The organism is Streptomyces sp. NPDC101151 (assembly GCF_044768335.1).
GTDB lineage: Bacteria > Actinomycetota > Actinomycetes > Streptomycetales > Streptomycetaceae > Streptomyces.
In genome coordinates this window covers 70,318-86,630 of record NZ_JBIWPP010000011.1, presented here as the reverse complement: position 1 = coordinate 86,630, position 16,313 = coordinate 70,318, and the positions used below count along the sequence as shown (strand labels likewise).

Below are 16,313 nucleotides of genomic sequence, written 5' to 3'. Positions count from 1 at the left end.
TATCTCACTCCACGAACACTCGCAACCCCACGGTTTCGCCATTGAACATGCAGGGCACACCAGACGTTAAAGAGGGTGAAAGGATGCACGGAGAAAGAAAGAAGGGACGCCGAAGCGTCCCTTGCAACTCTGACAACTGAGTTTCAATCTGTCTGACAACGATGCGGTTGATACCGGCAGCCCAACCGCTGCGACTGCTGTCGTGGAGCGATGCAGCGATCAGGTGAGCGCAGGCTCCGCCTGGTGTGCGTCGATGCTCTCCATGATCCTGTCCTGAGAGGCGGCAGCCGTCAGCTCGTCGTTTTCGGCCTGGATCCGTACGAGCTCGGACTCCAGGTCCTGGACGCGCTGCTGCAGCCGTCGCATCTCGGCGAGGAGTCGAGGGTCGGAGCCGCCGACGTAACCGAGAAGCGCCTTTGCCATGATGGATGGTCCTCCACACTGAGTGACCGACCGATGCGGTGTGGGTCGTGAGGGATTCGCACCCGCGGTGCCTGGCATATTCGAGTGTTGCTCTGCCGTTCCTACATGCCAAACAGCTAAGGTGCGCGGGGCTTTCAGCGTCTCACCAAAAAGTTTGACGGTCAACACGATCACGCCCTGCAATGGCGGGCAAACCCGGCGCACGCGGCCGGTGGACGGCGGCGCTGCGATTCCTGCGGGGGCCCTCAGGGCGTGACGATCAGCTGTATCAGCGGAGCCTCCCATGCCGGACTCTTGTTGGCAACCACCAGCCCATTTCCGCTGTCGGACAGGTGCCAGGGGCGGAAATGAGCGGGCCGACCTGCGGGGCTCCAGAGAATCGGTTCAGCGGATGGCGAAGCCGTCGTAGCCACCCCGGGGTGTGTCCCAGATCTCGGTGACACCGTCCACCCGCCCGGGCGTGTCGCCGGCCTGGAGCCAGTCCAGCAGCCCCTCGCAGCCCGCGCGCGCTCCCTCCGCCACCACCTGGACGCGGCCGTCGCCCAGATTGAGAGCAAAACCACTCAGGCCGCCGATCTCCAGCGCCTTCGCCCGCGTGAACCAGCGGAAACCCACACCTTGGACACGTCCGCGAACCCAGGCGACCAGTCGTACATCCTCGCTCATGGCTGCAACCTAACTGCCCAATATCGCTCGGGACACGTCCCCCCTCTGCGCCATGCGGTACCGTCCCGACGCAATGATTCTCATATGAAACTCACTCGATCGAGTGAGCCGGTTTGCCCAGAGGGAGTCACTCAGCACCGCGACACCGAGGCACCGGTCGACCGCGAGACGAGGAAGAGGGCAAGGACATGGGACGCCACCGACGCTCAGCCGCCGGCCGCGCCGCCACGGGCCGCGCCACGGGGGTCACACACACGCACCGCTCCGTCATGGACGGCGGGACCCCGCAGGACTCGTACACGGGTGGCCGCTCCCCCATGGGCATCGCGCCCTATCTGAACCCGGAGGCGTACGCCGAGGCCGACGCCAGAAGCACGGCCTACCTGTTCGCCATGGAGGACATGTCGTCGCCGGCCGGTTTCGGCGGGGGCGACTTCACTCCGGACGGCGGCTCGTCCCGGCACCGGCGCAGGAAGAAGGCCGCGAAGCCGGTGCGAACGGGTCTGCTCGGGGTCTCCGCCGCCGTCGCCCTCGGCACGGTCGCGGTGGCCACGGGTGTGGTGCCCGGGCTGGAGAACTACCGGCTCGGCGGCGGTACGAGCACCACCGGCGGCGACCGGGTGCAGGCCGTCGACTCCCCGAGCAACACGGCCGGCGAGCAGGGCGGCACCTCGGGCAGCGTGAGCAGCCCGGGCGGTGGCACGCCCGCCGCCGGCGGCGCCGGGGGCTCGGCCTCGCCGAGCGCCCCGTCCGCCTCGGCCTCCGCGTCCGCGTCTGCCTCCACCGCCGCCCCGACGAAGGCTCCGTCGAAGAAGCCCGAGCCGGCCGTCCCGCCCTCCAAGTCGAAGGGCACCCCGCCCCACAAGGCGACCAAGGCGCCGGCGGCGTCCTCCCCGCCGGTGACGGTGTCGACGGAGGCCGCCGCCGAGGCCGAGGTGCTGAAGCTGGTCAACGAGGAGCGGGCGAAGGTCGGCTGCAGCGCGCTCTCGGCGAACTCCTCCCTGACCAAGCTGGCCGAAGCCCTCAGCGGCGACATGGCCGGGCGTGACTTCTTCGACCACACCGACCCGGACGGGGCCGGCCCGTGGGACCGGGCCGCGAAGGCGGGCATAGTCGGTCTCGGCGGCGAGAACATAGCCCGCGGCCAGGCGGACGCGGCGGCCGTGATGGAGGCCTGGATGAAAAGCCCCGGCCACCGCGCCAACATCCTGAACTGCGACTTCAAGACCCTCGGCGTCGGCGTGCACCTCGGGTCCGGTGGCCCTTGGTGGACACAGGACTTCGGTTTCTAGGAGAACCGCAGGTCAGAGGCCTGATCGTCGCCCTGGGCGGCTCGGGGCCATGGGCAGGGCTCGTCGGGCACCGAGCCCGTTACGCGGCGACCCGCCCCCGCGCGAACACCTTCGCCGTCTCCGTCACCCGGCGGCCCAGGTGCTCGGCCGTGGCCACGTCGGCCTTGTGCACGCCCTCCGGGCCCTGGTCCACGTTGGTCTGGGCGGCCGCGCCCGCGAAGACGCCGAGGCGGTTGAGGTCGTGCTCGGAGCCCTCGCTGTTGTTCCAGCCGGGGTGCAGACCGAGGTTGACCCAGTGCATGCCGTGCTGGCCGGCGAGGATCTGGAAGAACTGCAGGGTGTGCAGCTTGTCACCGCTCTTGGAGCCGGAGTTGGTGAAGCCGGCCGCCAGCTTGTCCTTCCAGTCCTGCCCGAACCAGCGCTGGGAGGACTTCTCGGCGAAGACGTGGAAGGCGCCGGACGCGGTGCCCATGTAGGTGGGAGAGCCGAAGACGATCACGTCCGAGCGGTCCAGCGTCTCCCACTGCTCGTCGGTGATCTCGTCCACCTTGATCAGGTGCACCTCGGCACCGGCTTCGGCGGCACCGGCGCGGACGGCCTCCGCGAGCACGGCGGTGTGGCCGTAGCCGGAGTGGTAGGCGATGGACACAACAGGGGTGGTCACGATGATTGCTCCTCTTGGGCACTCGAATAGCCCGAACGGGCAGCTCGAAGGCAGTGACCACAGGAAAGCACTAACTTATGGTTAGCGCAACCTGCCCGCTAGCGCTGCACTCGCGTACGCTTGCGCCATGACCGGCATGACCCAGGAGCAGGAACAGGACGACCTCGCCTACAACGTGTTCGCCAAGGCATGTCCGTCGCGCGGCACGCTGGAGCACGTCACGGGCCGCTGGGGCGGACTGACGCTCGGCGCGCTGCACGAGGGCTCGCTGCGCTTCAACGAGCTGCGCCGCCGCGTCGACGGCGTGAGCGAGAAGATGCTGTCCCAGACCCTGCACGCGCTGGAGCGCGACGGCCTGGTGCACCGCGAGGCCCAGCCGACCAACCCGCCCCGCGTGGACTACGAACTGACTCCTCTGGGCCACCAGGTCGCCGAGCGGCTGCTCGCCCTCATCCACTGCGTGGAGGGCTCGATGGACGACGTCCTCGCGGCCCGCGAGGAGTACGACGCCCGGGAGTCTTCCTGAGACCTCAGCCGCGGCGCCCGTCCGGTCCGCGGCGCCCGCCGTGTCCGCGGACCGGACGGGGATCGCTCACGTGGACAGCGGCCGAGGAGTGGACAGCGGTCGAGAACTCGTCACCGCGTCCCGGGCCGTGTCGGCGCCGAAGCCCGTGCCCAGGACGCGCGAAGTCACCTCAGCGTGCCGTTCTCGGCGGCCTCTGGCACTTGGGGCAGAAGTAGCTGGACCGGTTCATCCAGGGGCGGCGGCGCATGGGTGTGCCGCACCGTTTGCAGGGCAGGCCCTCACGGCCGTACGCGTCCAGTGACCGGTCGAAGTAGCCCGACTCACCGTTGACGTTGACGTACAGGCTGTCGAAGCTGGTGCCGCCGACGGCGAGGGCCGCGTTCATCACCTCGCGGACATCGGCGAGGAGCCCCGCCGTGAGCGGGCGGGTGACGTTGGCCGTCGGGCGCTCGTAGTGGATGCGGGAGCGCCACAGGGCCTCGTCCGCGTAGATGTTGCCGACCCCGCTGATCAGCGACTGGTCCAGCAGGGCCCGCTTGATGGTGGTCCGCTTGCGGCGCAGGGCCAGGTGGAAGGCCTCGTCGTCGAACAGCGGGTCGAGGGGGTCGCGGGCGATGTGCGCGATGACGTCGGGCAAGCCGTCGGGGGTGTTGTCGTGCAGCGACAGACCGCCGAAAGTGCGCTGGTCCACGAAGCGCAGCTCGGTGCCCAGGCCGTCGGCGAACCGGACGCGGATGCGCAGATGCTTCTCGTCCGGCGTCTCGTGCGGCTGCACCAGCAGCTGACCGCTCATGCCGAGGTGGGCGAGCACGGACTGGTTGGTCTCCTCCAGCGGCAGCCACAGGTACTTGCCGCGCCGGCTGGGCGTACCGATGTGGTGGCCCTTGAGGCGGTGCGCGAAGTCGTCGGCGCCCGCGATGTGCCGGCGCACGGCGCGCGGGTGCAGCACCTCGACGTCGGCGACGGTGCGACGGGCGACCCACCGCGCAAGACCGCGCCGGACGACCTCGACCTCGGGCAACTCGGGCACGGTTCTCCTTCGGGCGGCTGCGGGTTCGGGCGGCTGCGGACGCGCTGTGGGCAGCGTATCCCGGGGGTCCGCTCGGTCCGCCGGGCCGGTGGGCACGACCCGTCCGTCGGCGACGACGACGCGATCCCCTTCCTCGCGGAGCCGCTCGAGCCGGAGGGGAACGGCCGAGCGCCCGCCCCCTGTGACGGCGGGGCGGGCGCTCGGGTGTTGTCCGGTCAGGCGGGCGTGGACGACGTGTCGTCCTTGGCGGTCTCCTTGGCCGCCTTGGCTCGCTCGTCCGCGGCGGCCCGGATGGACCGCCAGGCGGACTCGGCGGCCTGTTGCTCCGCCTCCTTCTTGCTGCGGCCGGTGCCGGTGCCGTACGAGACGCCTCCGACGCGGGCGGCAGCAGTAAAGGTCTTCTCGTGGTCGGGGCCGGTCTCCGTGACCAGGTACTCGGGCACGCCGAGCCCCTCGATCGCGGTCAGCTCCTGGAGACTGGTCTTCCAGTCCAGGCCGGCTCCGAGGTTCGAGGACTTCTCGATCAGCGGGTCGAAGAGCCGGTGCACCAGCTCGGACGCCGCGTCGAGGCCCTGATCGAGATAGACCGCGCCGATCACCGCTTCAAGGGTGTCGGCGAGAATGGACGCCTTGTCCCGGCCGCCCGTGCCCTCTTCACCGCGGCCCAGCCGGATGAAGGAGCCCAGGTCGAGTCCGCGACCGACCTCCGCCAACGCACGCGAGTTGACCACCGCGGCCCGCAGCTTGGCCAGCTGGCCTTCGGGCAGGTCGGGGTGGATGCGGTACAGCGTGTCCGTGACGACGAGGCCGAGCACGGAGTCCCCGAGGAACTCCAGCCGCTCGTTCGTCGGCAGACCGCCGTTCTCGTATGCGTACGAACGGTGGGTCAGCGCGCGCACCAGAAGGGCGGACTCGAGCTGATAGCCGAGCCGCCCTTCCAGAAGCGTGTGGGACGAGGCCATGCTGTCCGACTTTTTCCTGGCGGTTGGGTCCGCCTTGGCGTCATCCGCCTTCTTGGCAGTGGACACGGTGCCTCTCACCAGCCGCTCAGACCTCGAGGACCTGGCGCTTGTTGTAGGTGCCGCAAGACGGGCACGCGATGTGCTGCTGCTTGGGCTCGTGGCAGCGCTCGCACGCAACCAGGGTGGGGACCGCAGCCTTCCACTGCGACCGGCGGTGGCGCGTGTTGCTGCGCGACATCTTCCGCTTCGGAACAGCCACGGCTACTTCTCCTGCTTCTCGTCGGCGTGCGCTGATGGAAGCGCGCCGCCGCTCATCTCGTCCTTCTCACCGGGTTCGAGCGAACCGGCGAGTCCCTGCAGTGCCGCCCAACGGATGTCGACGGCGTCGTGGTGGTGGTCCGGGTTGTCCGTGAGACGCGCTCCGCACTCGGAGCACAGGCCCGCACAGTCGTCCTGGCACACCGGCTGCATCGGCAGTGCGAGCACCACCGCATCGCGCAGCAGAGGTTCGAGGTCGAAAAGTCCGTCCTCGAGAAAGAACCTGTCCTCGTCGTCCTCGGCGTCGTCGCCCGGTTCCGCGATCACGCGGCCCCGGTCGTCGGCGTCAGGGTACGTGAACAGCTCCTGGAAGTCCGCTTCGAGCTCCAGCTCGACCGGCTCCAGACACCTTACGCACTCCCCCTCGGCCTGTGCACGGGCGGTGCCTGTGACGAGCACCCCTTCCATGACCGACTCAAGCCGGAGTTCGATTTCCACCGGGGCGCCTTCCGGCACTCCGATGACTCCCTGGATACCGAGGTCCCTGGGGGCGTCGATCGTGCGGGTCAGGCGCTGGAGCGCGCCCGGACGCCGACCCAGCTCGTGTGTGTCGAACACGAGGGGGTTGCGGTGGTCGAGGCGAGCGTTGGGAGCCATTCCTGCTTTCGATCTTCTGAACTCAGAGGGGACGCCGCCCATCGGTGTTCGCGGGCAGCGTTGATCGCGGACGTGTACGCGACCGAACAGCCAGGATACTGGACCTTTCGCTCAGGGCCCAATCCGGTGCCCCGCTACAGGCCCCGGCCCTGCTCGTACGCCCGCAGCTGCTCCGCGCTGATCATGCCCGTGTCGAAGAGGCTGGTCTCGTCGAGTGCGTAGCCCTGCTGGGGCTGTGGCTGCTGCTGGGGCTGCTGAGGCTCGTAGGCGGCCTGCTGGGGGTCATAGCCCTGGAAGGGTGCACCGCCCGCCGGGGTGTAGCCGGAGCCGGAGGAGTAGGGATCGGCCTGCTGGTAGCCGTACGGGTCCTGCTGGGCGTAGTCGGCCTGCTGCGGGAAGCCGGCGTACGGGTCGGGTTGCTGCTGGTAGCCGTACGCGGGCTGCGGCTCATACGACGGCTGCGGCGGCGGCTGGGGCTCGGTCTGCTGCGGCTGCGCCGGGCGCTCGGCCGGGGTCTCGGCGAGGGCCGCGAGGTCGGCGAGGTAGTCGGCGTCGCTGGAGTGCTGGAAGGTCGTGGTGTCGTCGGCGAGCGCGCCCAGGTCGTCGGTGGCGATCCGGCCGTGCAGCTTCTGCCGGCCACGGCCGACGGCCTCCAGGGTCTTGGCGAGGACCGCCTCGAAGGCGCCCAGCTTGGTGTCGACGTAGGCGTCGGCGTTGTGGCGCAGGGTCTCCGGGTCCTGGCTGCGCTCGGGGGCGTCCTCGTCCTCGTAGCCGTTCTCGTCCAGGCCGGGCCCGGTGCCGAGCAGCTTCTCGCGGCCGCGGCCGACCGAGCCGAGGGTCTTGGTGAGGACGACCTCGAAGTTGGCGAGCTTGGAGTCGACGTAGTCGTCGGCCTCGGCGCGGACCTCCTCGGCCTCCTTGCGGGCCTCGGCGAGGATCCGGTCGGCCTCGGCCTGGGAGCGGCGGGCGATCTCGGTGTCGGAGATCAGCGAACCCCGCTGGGCGTGCGCGTTGCCGATGATCCGCTCGGCCTCCAGCCTGGCCTGCTCGACCATGTGCTCGCGGTCGCCGATCAGCTCCTGCGCCTGCGCGAGGGAGCCGGGCAGGGCCTGGCGCACCTCTTCGAGCATCGCCAGCAGCTCGGCGCGGTTGACCACGCACGAGGCCGACATGGGCATGGACCGGGCACCGGACACCGCGGAGACGATCTCGTCGAGCTTGTTCTGGACGTCCACCTGTGCTCGCCACTCTCTACAGCTGTGTTGGAGACGGACGGGACGACTGTACGGCCATGGGGTGGCCGTACGACACCGGATGACGGCCGGTCACCTGTCGGTGCGGCCGCGGCGGCCTGCTCAGCCCTGCTTCAGGCGGTCGGTGAGGACGGTCAGGACCGCGGGCGGCACCAGGTGGGAGACGTCGCCGCCCCAGGCCGCGACCTCCTTGACCAGGGAGGAGGAGAGGAAGCTGTAGGTGGGGTTGGTGGGCACGAACAGCGTCTCGACGCCGGTGAGGCCGATGTTCATCTGGGCCATCTGGAGTTCGTAGTCGAAGTCGCTGACCGCACGCAGGCCCTTGACGATGGCGGGGATGTCGCGCTGCTTGCAGAAGTCGACGAGGAGACCGTGGAAGGCCTCGACCCGGACGTTGGCGTAGTCGGCGGTGACCTCGCGGATCAGCTCGATCCGCTCCTCGATGTCGAACAGGCCCTTCTTGGACTTGTTGATCATCACCGCGACGTATACCTCGTCGTACAGACGGGAGGCGCGGGCAATGATGTCGAGATGTCCGTTGGTGATCGGGTCGAACGACCCGGGACAGACGGCGCGGCGCACTTGTGATCCCTCGCTCTCCGGTCCGGTCATCGTGCGTCTTCGCACGTAGAGGCGGCGCGACCGTACCAAAACGTTCCCTCGCCGTAACGACGGGACCGGAGGGCCTCGAACCCGCCCGGCCAGTGGAATTCGCCGCCTCTGGTGCTGCGCTCCACGGTGACGAGGGCTTCTGCGGCAAGCCAGCCCTCCGAGCGGAGTGTGAGCAGAATCTCCCGAAGATCGTCGTCTCCGACGGCGTACGGGGGGTCCAGGAAGACGAGGTCGTACGGCTGCGCCGGGGGCGGTGTCCTGATGATCTGTTCCGCTTTGCCCGCTCTCACCTCGGCACCCGGTAGGCCCAGGTTTTTCACGTTCTCCCGGACGATCTTCGCTGCGCGGGCGTCGGCCTCCACCAGCAGGGCGTGGCCCGCGCCTCTTGACAGGGCCTCGAGGCCCACGGCGCCGGAGCCGGCGTAGAGGTCGAGGACTCGTTCGCCGTCCAGGGGGCCGCCGAGGAGGGACTGCCACGTGGAGAAGAGGCCCTCGCGTGCACGGTCGGACGTGGGCCGGGTTCCAGTGCCGGGCGGTACCGACAGGCGCCGTCCGCCAGCTCGGCCGGCGATCACGCGGGTCATCGGGGGTCCTTCTCTGTGGGCTTCTTTGCGGTTCAGTCTGGCAGGCGGACCGGAGTGGGTGCCTGGCCGCCTTGGGCCGCCGCGGTCCGCGGGGGCCGATCGCGCAGTTCCCCACGCCCCTTGGAGCCCTCACCTCTAGCCCTTTTCCAGGTACTGCTCCCTTTCCTCGTCCAAAAGAGCGTCCAGGGCCGTGCGCAGGCCTGGGAGGTGTTCGAGGTCCGGGTCCCCTGCCACCACCGCCGCCGCCTCCTCCCTCGCCTCGGCGATGACCTCCTCGTCCTCGATGACGGCGAGGACGCGCAGGCTGGAGCGGGCGCCTGACTGGGCCTGGCCGAGGACGTCGCCCTCGCGGCGCTGTTCGAGGTCGATGCGGGAGAGTTCGAAGCCGTCGAGGGTGGAGGCGACCGAGTTCAGTCGCTGGCGGGCGGCGCTGGCCTCGGGCATCTCGGTGACCAGGAGGCAGAGGCCGGGGGCCGAGCCCCGGCCCACACGGCCGCGGAGCTGGTGGAGCTGGGAGACGCCGAAGCGGTCCGCGTCCATGATCACCATGGCGGTGGCGTTGGGGACGTTGACGCCGACCTCGATGACCGTGGTGGCCACCAGGACGTCCGTTTCGCCTGCCGCGAAGCGGCGCATGACGGCGTCCTTGTCGTCGGGGTGCATACGACCGTGGAGGACCTCCACTCCGAGGCCCTGGAGCGGGCCGCGGCCCAGCTGGTCGGCCATGTCGAGGACGGCCAGCGGGGGGCGCTTCTCGGCCTCGTCCTCGGGCGACTTCTGCTTGCCGGCCTTCTTCGGATCGGCCGCCTCGTCGATGTCGTCGCCGATGCGGGGGCAGACGACGTACGCCTGGTGGCCGTTCGCCACCTCCTCGCGCACCCGCTCCCAGGCGCGGGCCAGGAAGTGCGGCTTGTCGGCGGCGGGGACGACATGGCTGGTGATCGGCGAGCGGCCGGCCGGGAGCTGGTCCAGAACGGAGGTCTCCAGGTCGCCGAAGACCGTCATCGCGACCGTGCGCGGGATGGGGGTCGCCGTCATGACCAGCAGGTGCGGGGGCTGCTTTCCCTTGCCGCGCAGCGCGTCGCGCTGCTCGACGCCGAAGCGGTGCTGTTCGTCCACGACCACCAGGCCGAGGTCGTGGAACTGCACCTTGTCCTCGATCAGGGCGTGGGTGCCGATGACGATGCCGGCCTCTCCGGTGGCCAGGTCCAGCAGGGCGTGGCGGCGGGCGGCCGCGCCCATCGAGCCGGTGAGCACGACCACCTTGGTGGCGTGCTCGGCACCGCCCAGCATGCCGCCCTCGGCCAGCTCGCCCATCATCTCGGTGACCGACCGGTGGTGCTGCTGGGCGAGGACCTCGGTGGGCGCGAGCATGGCGGCCTGGCCACCGGCGTCGACCACGGCGAGCATGGCGCGGAGCGCCACCATGGTCTTGCCCGACCCCACTTCGCCCTGCAGCAGGCGGTGCATGGGGTGCTCGGTGGCGAGGTCGTCGAAGATCTCCTTGGAGACCTTCTGCTGGCCCTCGGTGAGGGTGAAGGGCAGGCGGTCGTCGAAGGCCGCCAGGAGTCCGTCGGCCTTCGGTTCGCGGGCCACGGCCGGGAGTTGGGCGTCGGCGTGCCGGCGGCGGGCCAGGGCGACCTGGAGGACGAAGGCCTCGTCCCACTTGAGCCGGGCGCGGGCGTCGGCGATGTCGGCCTTGGTGTGCGGGCGGTGGATCTTGAGCAGGGCCTCGGGCAGGGGCACCAGGCCCCGGCCCTCACGGAGGGAGGGCGGCAGCGGGTCGAGGGCCTCCTGGGCGCTGGGCAGCACCGTCTGGACGGCCTTGCCGATCTTCCAGGACTCCAGCTTGGCGGTGGCGGGATAGATGGGGATCAGGGCGCCGGCCCAGGTCTCGACGGCTTCCTCGCTGTCGCCGCGCAGCAATTCGTAGGCAGGGTGGGCGAGTTGGAGGCGGCGGTTGAAGACGGAGACCTTGCCCGCGAACATCGCGCGCGTGCCCGGCAGCAGCTCCTTGTGGGGCTTGTGCACGCCGTTGCCGAAGAAGACCAGTTGGAGCCGGCCGCTGCCGTCCGTGATGGTCACCTCCAGCCGCTGGCCCTTGCCGCGCGGGGCCTTGGTGGAGGCGAAGGTGTGCAGCCGGGCGTCGGCGACCTGGGCGACCACCGTGACGTGCTCGTCCATGGGGAGGTCGGCGAGGTGGGTGAGCTGCCCGCGCTCCTCGTATCTGCGCGGGTAGTGGTGCAGGAGGTCGCCGACGGAGTGCAGGCCGAGATGCTCGGCCATCACCTTCGCGGTGGCGGGGCCGAGCACTGTCTTCAGTGGTTGTTTCAGTGGTTCTTCCAGTGCGGGCACGAGATCCATTGCACACCACCACACTGACAATGCCGTAGACGCTGCGCTGCGGATTCGCCCCCGCGTGCCGTACAGGTCTGGGAAAGTGCTGGTCAGGTGGCCCGTTCCGGCTCTAGGATGGCGCGCTCCGGCCATCCCCCGCGGTCACCGCCCCATCCGGGACCGCCCGACCCCGCGCCGAACGCGAGCTCCCCCCACCGGCGCTGCGACGATGGACTCCCAGACCTCACAGTCATCCCAGGCATCCCAGTCACCTCATACGTTCCAGGTCGACCTGCGTGGATTGGTGGACCTGCTCTCCCATCACCTCTACTCGAGCCCGAAGGTCTATCTGCGCGAGCTGCTGCAGAACGCGGTGGACGCCATCACCGCCCGCCGGGCCGAGGAGCCCGGTGCCCCGGCTCGGGTGCGGCTGCATGCCGCGGACGGTGCCCTGCGGGTGGAGGACAGCGGCGTCGGGCTCACCGAGTCGGACGTGCACAGTCTGCTGGCGACCATCGGCCGCAGTTCCAAGCGGGCGGACGGCCTGCAGGAGGTCCGCTCCGACTTCCTGGGCCAGTTCGGCATCGGCCTGCTGGCCTGTTTCGTGGTCGCCGAGCGGATCCGGGTGGTCAGCCGCAGCGCCCGGACGCCCGAGGCGCCGCCGGTGGAGTGGACGGCCCGCGACGACGGCTCGTACACCGTGCGGACGCTGCCGGACGCCGAGCGGCCCGAGCCGGGCACCACCGTGCACCTTCAGGCGCGGGCCGGTGCGGCCGAGTGGCTGTCGCCCGAGCGGGTCCTCGCCCTGGCCCGGGACTTCGGCTCGCTGCTGCCGTACGACGTCCGGGTGGGCGCGGAGGCGGTCACCGACCTCCCGGCGCCCTGGGACCGCTCCTATCCGAGCCCCGCCACACGCAGGGTGGCGCTGGCCCGGCACTGCCGCGACCTCTTCGGTTTCACCCCGCTGGACTCGATCGACCTGGCCGTGCCGCTGGCCGGGATCCGCGGGGTGGCGTATGTGCTGCCGGCGTCGGTCAGCCCGGCGCAGCGGGCGACGCACCGGGTGCACCTGAAGGGCATGCTGCTGACCGAGCGGGCCGAACAGCTGCTGCCCGACTGGGCGTTCTTCGTGCGCTGCGTCCTGGACACCGACAGTCTGCGGCCCACGGCCTCGCGCGAGTCGCTGTACGAGGACGAGACCCTGGCGGCGGTACGAGAGGCGCTCGGCGAGCGGATCCGGTCCTGGCTGACGGGTCTCGCGGCCGGCGATCCGGAGCGGCTTGCCGCGTTCCTCGCCGTGCACCACCTGGGTGTGAAGTCGCTGGCCCGGCACGACGGCGACATGCTGCGCACGATGCTGCCGTGGCTGCCGTTCGAGACGACCGACGGGCAGCTGTCCCTGGAGGAGTTCGCACAGCGGCACCCGGTGGTGCACTTCACGCGGACGGTCGAGGAGTACCGGCAGGTGGCACCGATCGCCTCGGCGCAGGGCGTCGGGGTGGTCAACGGCGGTTACACGTACGACAGCGAGCTGGTCGAGGCGCTGCCGTCGGTGCGGCCGGGGACGGTCGTCGCCGAGCTGGACGCGGACACCGTGACCGCGCACCTGGACGCGGTGGACCCGGCCGAGGAGCTGGCGCTGTCCGGCTTCCTGGCGGCCGCGCGCGCGAAGCTCGACCCGCTGGGCTGTGACGTCGTACTGCGCGCCTACCACCCCCTGTCCGTGCCCGCGCTGCACCTGGACGACCGGGCCGCCCGGCACGAGCAGGCACGGGCCGAGGCCGAGGAGCGGGCCGACGACCTGTGGGCGGGCATCCTGGGCTCGCTGCGCGGCAGCGCCCCGCGCGCGCGTCTGGTGCTCAACCATCTCAACCCGATGATCCGCAGGATCAGTTCGCTGCGGGATCCGGAGCTGATCGGCACCGCCACCGAGTCGCTGTACGGGCAGGCCCTGCTGATGGCGCAGCGCCCGCTCCGGCCGGCCGATTCGGCGCTGCTCAACCGGGCGTTCATCGGCCTCCTGGAGTGGGCCACACACGGGGAGAACGATCGCTGATGGACGGTATCGACGGGATCGGCGAAGTCGGCGGGATCGGCGGGATCACGGACTTCGACGCGCTGCGCCGGGCGATGGCGGACAACTCCGATCGGCCGGAGGGTCCCGCACGCAACGCGCGCGCGGAGCAGCTGCTCGCCGAGGCCGAGAAGCTGAACGTCCCGCTCGCCGTGATCGAGGCGCTCGGGCACCAGCTGAAGGTCTACAACTACAGCTCCGAGAAGGACCGGATGTTCGTCCCGTTCGCGCGGCTGTTGCGCCTGTGGGACGAACGGCCGGAGGACTTCGACGAGTACGAGGCGCACTCGCTGCACTGGGTCTTCAAGTGGGTGTCGGCGGGCATGCTGGACCAGCCGCACATCCCGCTCGCCTCGATCGAGAAGTGGCTCGGCGAGATGGAGCACCGCTACCGGCTCGCCGGACACTCCGAACGGGCCGTGCGCAGCGCCGAGTTCAGCGTGGCCGCGCACATGGGGGACCTGGGGCGCGCGGAGCGGGCGTACACCGCCTGGCTGGCCGCGGACCGGGACCGGATGGCCGACTGCCACGCCTGTGAGCTGCACGGGCAGGGCAGCTGGCAGGTCAGGCGCGGCAGCGACGCGGAGGCGCTGCAGCTGTGGCGGCCGGTGCTGGAGGGCGAGTACAGCTGCGCCCACGAGCCGCACACGGTCCTCGCCTCCTCGCTGGCTCCCCTGCTGCGCCTGGGCCGTCCGGACGAGGCCCGCGCCCACCATCTGCGCGGCTTCCGCCTCGTACGCCCCATGGAGAGCATGCGGGGCGCCTACGCGGACCACGTGGAGTTCTGCGTGCTCACCGGCAACGAGGCGCGCGGTCTGGAGCTGCTCGCCGAGCGCCCGGCGTACTTCACGGACACCGGGCATCCGCGCAGCCGGCTGGACTTCATGGCCGTGGTGACGCTGCTGATGGACCGGCTGACCGAGCTGGGCCTCGGCGAGCGGCGGGTGCCGGGGCCCGCCGGGCGGTCGTGGACCGCCCGGGAACTGGCCGCCCACGCGCGCGCGGAGGCCCTGGAACTGGCCGAGCGGTTCGACGGGCGCAACGGCACGTCGTACGTGGGCGACCGCGTCCGCGCGCGGATGGCGCAGCGCCCGCTGGTGGACCGGCTGCCGCTGGGCGTCCGTACGGTGCGACCGGCGCCGGCGCCCGTGGCCGCGCCCCCCGTGCCCCCCGCCCCCGAGGCTCCCGGGCAGCCGGACCTGTCCGCCCTGCTCATAGAGGCGCGCCGGCTGTCCGACACCCTGCAGCCGCACGCCCTGGAGGCGTGGGCGGCGGTCGCGCGGGCCGCCGAGGGCGAGGAACTGGACGCGCGCGACCGCGCGGAGATCGCCGACCACGAGGCGATGGCCCGCGGCCCCGAGGGCAGCGCCCTGTTCGAGCGGGCCGCCGCGCTGTACGCGGAGGCGGGCGACCCCGGGGAGGCGCTGGCGGCACGCGCGCGGGGGGCGTACATACGCGCGCTGACGGGCGAGGTGGACACGGCACTCACGACGGTCACCGGGCTGTACGACGAGGCACTCGCGCTGTACGCCGAGGAGGCCACGGGAGTGCGGCAGACGGCTTCGGTGGTGATGAGCCGGGCCCGGATCCTGATGCGGCGGGTGCACGAGGGCGCCGAGGGCGCGGCGGGCCGGGAAGCGCGGGCGGAGGCCGAGCACGCGGTGCGTGAGGTGCTGGCGCTCGTCGGCGGGCGGGCCGGGGACGGCGTGCGGCTTGCGGCGCGGGCCGCCGAGGCGCGGGCGATGCTGGCCGAGCTGGCCGAGCTGGCCGGGGAGGTGCAGCGCGCGGCGGAGCTGTTCCGGCGGGCGGCGGCGGAGTATGTGGCCGCCGGGCTGCCGTGGTACGTGGTGGAGTACGAGGTGCAGGTCGCGGGACTGGCGCATCGGCTCGGCGACCTGGCCGAGGCCGAGCGGGCGCTGCGGGCCGCCCTGGAGCACGGCGGGCCGTACGTGGAGCCGGCCGGACGGGCCCAGCTGCACCTCCAGCTCGCCGAGGTGATCGGCGGCCGGGGTGAGGCCGGGGAGGCGGCGGAGCACGCTCTGGAGGCCGCGCACTGGGCCGACGAGGCGGGCGAGAGCGCCACCCTGGGTGCCTGGGCACGGCACCAGCTGGGCGGCTTCCTGCTGCGTGAGGGCCGGTGCGCGGAGGCCGCCGAGGTACTGGAGTCCGCGCTGCCCGACCTGTCCGCCGAGACGCACGGCGACGGGGCCGTCGTACAGGCGCAGTGGTGGCTCGGGGACTGTCTGAGCGAGCTGGGCGAGCACCGGGCGGCCGCCGAACGACGGCTGCAGGCGGCCGAGACCGCCCGGCACTGGCCCGAGCAGCAGGACCATGCCACCCTCGCCCACCTCGCGGCCGAGTCCCTGAGCAGCGCCGGGCTGCTGGAGGAGGCCGACCAGGCCTATGCGCGCGCGGGCGAGCTGTGGCGCTCGCTCGGCAACCCGCACTTCCTGGTCCGCTCGCTGCGCGCCCGCGCCTGGCTGGCGCTGCGCGCGGAGGGCGGAGCCGAGGACGGGCGGGAGCTGATGGCGGACGCGGTGCGGGAGTGCGAGCGCGCGCTGGAGAGCGCCGGGGACCCGGTGGCCCGGGAACAGCTCACCTCCGAACTCGCGGGCACACACCGCCAGTTCGGCGATCTGCTGGCCCGCTCGGCGGCCGAGGAGGCCGGGGACGAGCGGGCCGAGGACGAGGATCGGCTGATCAGGGGCGCGTTCGAAGCCGCGCTGACCCAGATGGACCGCGCGGCCGAGCTGTTCGGCACGCTCGGCGGGGAGGAGCTGCACAGCCGTACCGGCGCCGAACTCGCGGCGGGCTGGCTGGCGGCCGACCTCGGCCGCCCCGTCGAGGCGGCGGCACGCGCGCGTGCCGTGCTCGCGGCCTACGAGGACGCCGGCGAGACGGACGAGACCGTCCGGGCACGGCGGGCGGAGGCGGGCCAGATGCTCGGGCTGGACCAGGCCGGGCCATGAGGGGAC

Annotated in this window: 15 protein-coding genes; 4 read left to right on the top strand and 11 right to left on the bottom strand. The window is 71.4% G+C overall.

Features of this window, described 5'->3' with window-relative positions; all coding sequences use genetic code 11:
* Positions 1 to 219 precede the first annotated feature (219 nt).
* Together ACIRU3_RS21955 and ACIRU3_RS21950 are read right to left on the bottom strand one after the other, a co-directional pair.
* Positions 220 to 423, bottom strand: a complete 204-nt coding sequence (locus ACIRU3_RS21955) for a hypothetical protein (protein ID WP_359061453.1) — start codon at positions 421 to 423, stop codon at positions 220 to 222.
* A 384-nt stretch (positions 424 to 807) separates the two neighbouring features.
* Entirely contained in the window at positions 808 to 1,089 is a 282-nt protein-coding gene (locus ACIRU3_RS21950) for an acylphosphatase (RefSeq protein WP_404058617.1), read from the bottom strand.
* 188 nt (positions 1,090 to 1,277) lie between these two features.
* On the opposite strand from ACIRU3_RS21950, the gene ACIRU3_RS21945 reads away from it, so the two are divergent.
* On the top strand, positions 1,278 to 2,381 hold the full coding sequence (locus ACIRU3_RS21945) for a CAP domain-containing protein (RefSeq protein WP_404058615.1): 1,104 nt from the start codon (positions 1,278 to 1,280) through the stop codon (positions 2,379 to 2,381).
* Positions 2,382 to 2,460: 79 nt separating this feature from the next.
* Here ACIRU3_RS21945 and ACIRU3_RS21940 read toward each other — a convergent pair whose 3' ends face one another.
* A complete protein-coding gene (locus ACIRU3_RS21940) occupies positions 2,461 to 3,045 on the bottom strand; it encodes a flavodoxin family protein (RefSeq protein ID WP_404058613.1) in 585 nt (194 codons plus the stop codon).
* 127 nt (positions 3,046 to 3,172) lie between these two features.
* Here ACIRU3_RS21940 and ACIRU3_RS21935 point away from each other — a divergent pair, with 127 nt between their 5' ends.
* Positions 3,173 to 3,571 carry a winged helix-turn-helix transcriptional regulator gene (locus ACIRU3_RS21935; protein WP_404058611.1) on the top strand — a complete coding sequence of 133 codons (399 nt, stop codon included), beginning with the start codon at positions 3,173 to 3,175 and terminating at the stop codon, positions 3,569 to 3,571.
* Between the two features lie 169 nt (positions 3,572 to 3,740).
* Here the strand turns inward: ACIRU3_RS21935 and mutM are convergent, their stop codons facing one another.
* The 8 genes from mutM to recG all read right to left on the bottom strand — a co-directional run bounded on the left by mutM (position 3,741) and on the right by recG (position 11,291).
* The gene (mutM, locus tag ACIRU3_RS21930) at positions 3,741 to 4,601 is read right to left on the bottom strand and encodes a bifunctional DNA-formamidopyrimidine glycosylase/DNA-(apurinic or apyrimidinic site) lyase (protein WP_404058609.1); all 861 of its coding nucleotides are present in this window, start codon (positions 4,599 to 4,601) and stop codon (positions 3,741 to 3,743) included.
* Positions 4,602 to 4,816: 215 nt separating this feature from the next.
* Positions 4,817 to 5,641, bottom strand: a complete 825-nt coding sequence (gene rnc / locus ACIRU3_RS21925) for a ribonuclease III (RefSeq protein WP_404058607.1) — start codon at positions 5,639 to 5,641, stop codon at positions 4,817 to 4,819.
* A gap of 7 nt (positions 5,642 to 5,648) precedes the next feature.
* Positions 5,649 to 5,822, bottom strand: coding sequence for a 50S ribosomal protein L32 (gene rpmF, locus ACIRU3_RS21920; protein ID WP_003951102.1), 174 nt, complete (start codon positions 5,820 to 5,822; stop codon positions 5,649 to 5,651).
* Between the two features lie 2 nt (positions 5,823 to 5,824).
* Positions 5,825 to 6,478, bottom strand: coding sequence for a YceD family protein (locus ACIRU3_RS21915; RefSeq protein ID WP_404058605.1), 654 nt, complete (start codon positions 6,476 to 6,478; stop codon positions 5,825 to 5,827).
* Between the two features lie 134 nt (positions 6,479 to 6,612).
* A complete protein-coding gene (locus ACIRU3_RS21910) occupies positions 6,613 to 7,713 on the bottom strand; it encodes an ATP synthase F0 subunit B (RefSeq protein ID WP_404058603.1) in 1,101 nt (366 codons plus the stop codon).
* A gap of 120 nt (positions 7,714 to 7,833) precedes the next feature.
* A complete protein-coding gene (gene coaD, locus ACIRU3_RS21905) occupies positions 7,834 to 8,313 on the bottom strand; it encodes a pantetheine-phosphate adenylyltransferase (RefSeq protein WP_404058937.1) in 480 nt (159 codons plus the stop codon).
* A 26-nt stretch (positions 8,314 to 8,339) separates the two neighbouring features.
* Complete coding sequence (gene rsmD / locus ACIRU3_RS21900; protein ID WP_404058601.1) at positions 8,340 to 8,927, bottom strand: 16S rRNA (guanine(966)-N(2))-methyltransferase RsmD; 588 nt, start codon at positions 8,925 to 8,927, stop codon at positions 8,340 to 8,342.
* A 135-nt stretch (positions 8,928 to 9,062) separates the two neighbouring features.
* Complete coding sequence (gene recG, locus ACIRU3_RS21895) at positions 9,063 to 11,291, bottom strand: ATP-dependent DNA helicase RecG (protein WP_404058599.1); 2,229 nt, start codon at positions 11,289 to 11,291, stop codon at positions 9,063 to 9,065.
* A 202-nt stretch (positions 11,292 to 11,493) separates the two neighbouring features.
* On the opposite strand from recG, the gene ACIRU3_RS21890 reads away from it, so the two are divergent.
* Both ACIRU3_RS21890 and ACIRU3_RS21885 read left to right on the top strand, forming a co-directional pair.
* Positions 11,494 to 13,320 (top strand): HSP90 family protein, encoded by a 1,827-nt coding sequence (locus ACIRU3_RS21890; protein ID WP_404058598.1) that lies wholly within the window; start codon positions 11,494 to 11,496, stop codon positions 13,318 to 13,320.
* On the top strand, positions 13,320 to 16,307 hold the full coding sequence (locus ACIRU3_RS21885) for a tetratricopeptide repeat protein (protein ID WP_404058596.1): 2,988 nt from the start codon (positions 13,320 to 13,322) through the stop codon (positions 16,305 to 16,307). The genes ACIRU3_RS21890 and ACIRU3_RS21885 overlap by 1 nt, the downstream gene beginning before the upstream one ends.
* The last annotated feature ends 6 nt before the right edge of the window (positions 16,308 to 16,313 follow it).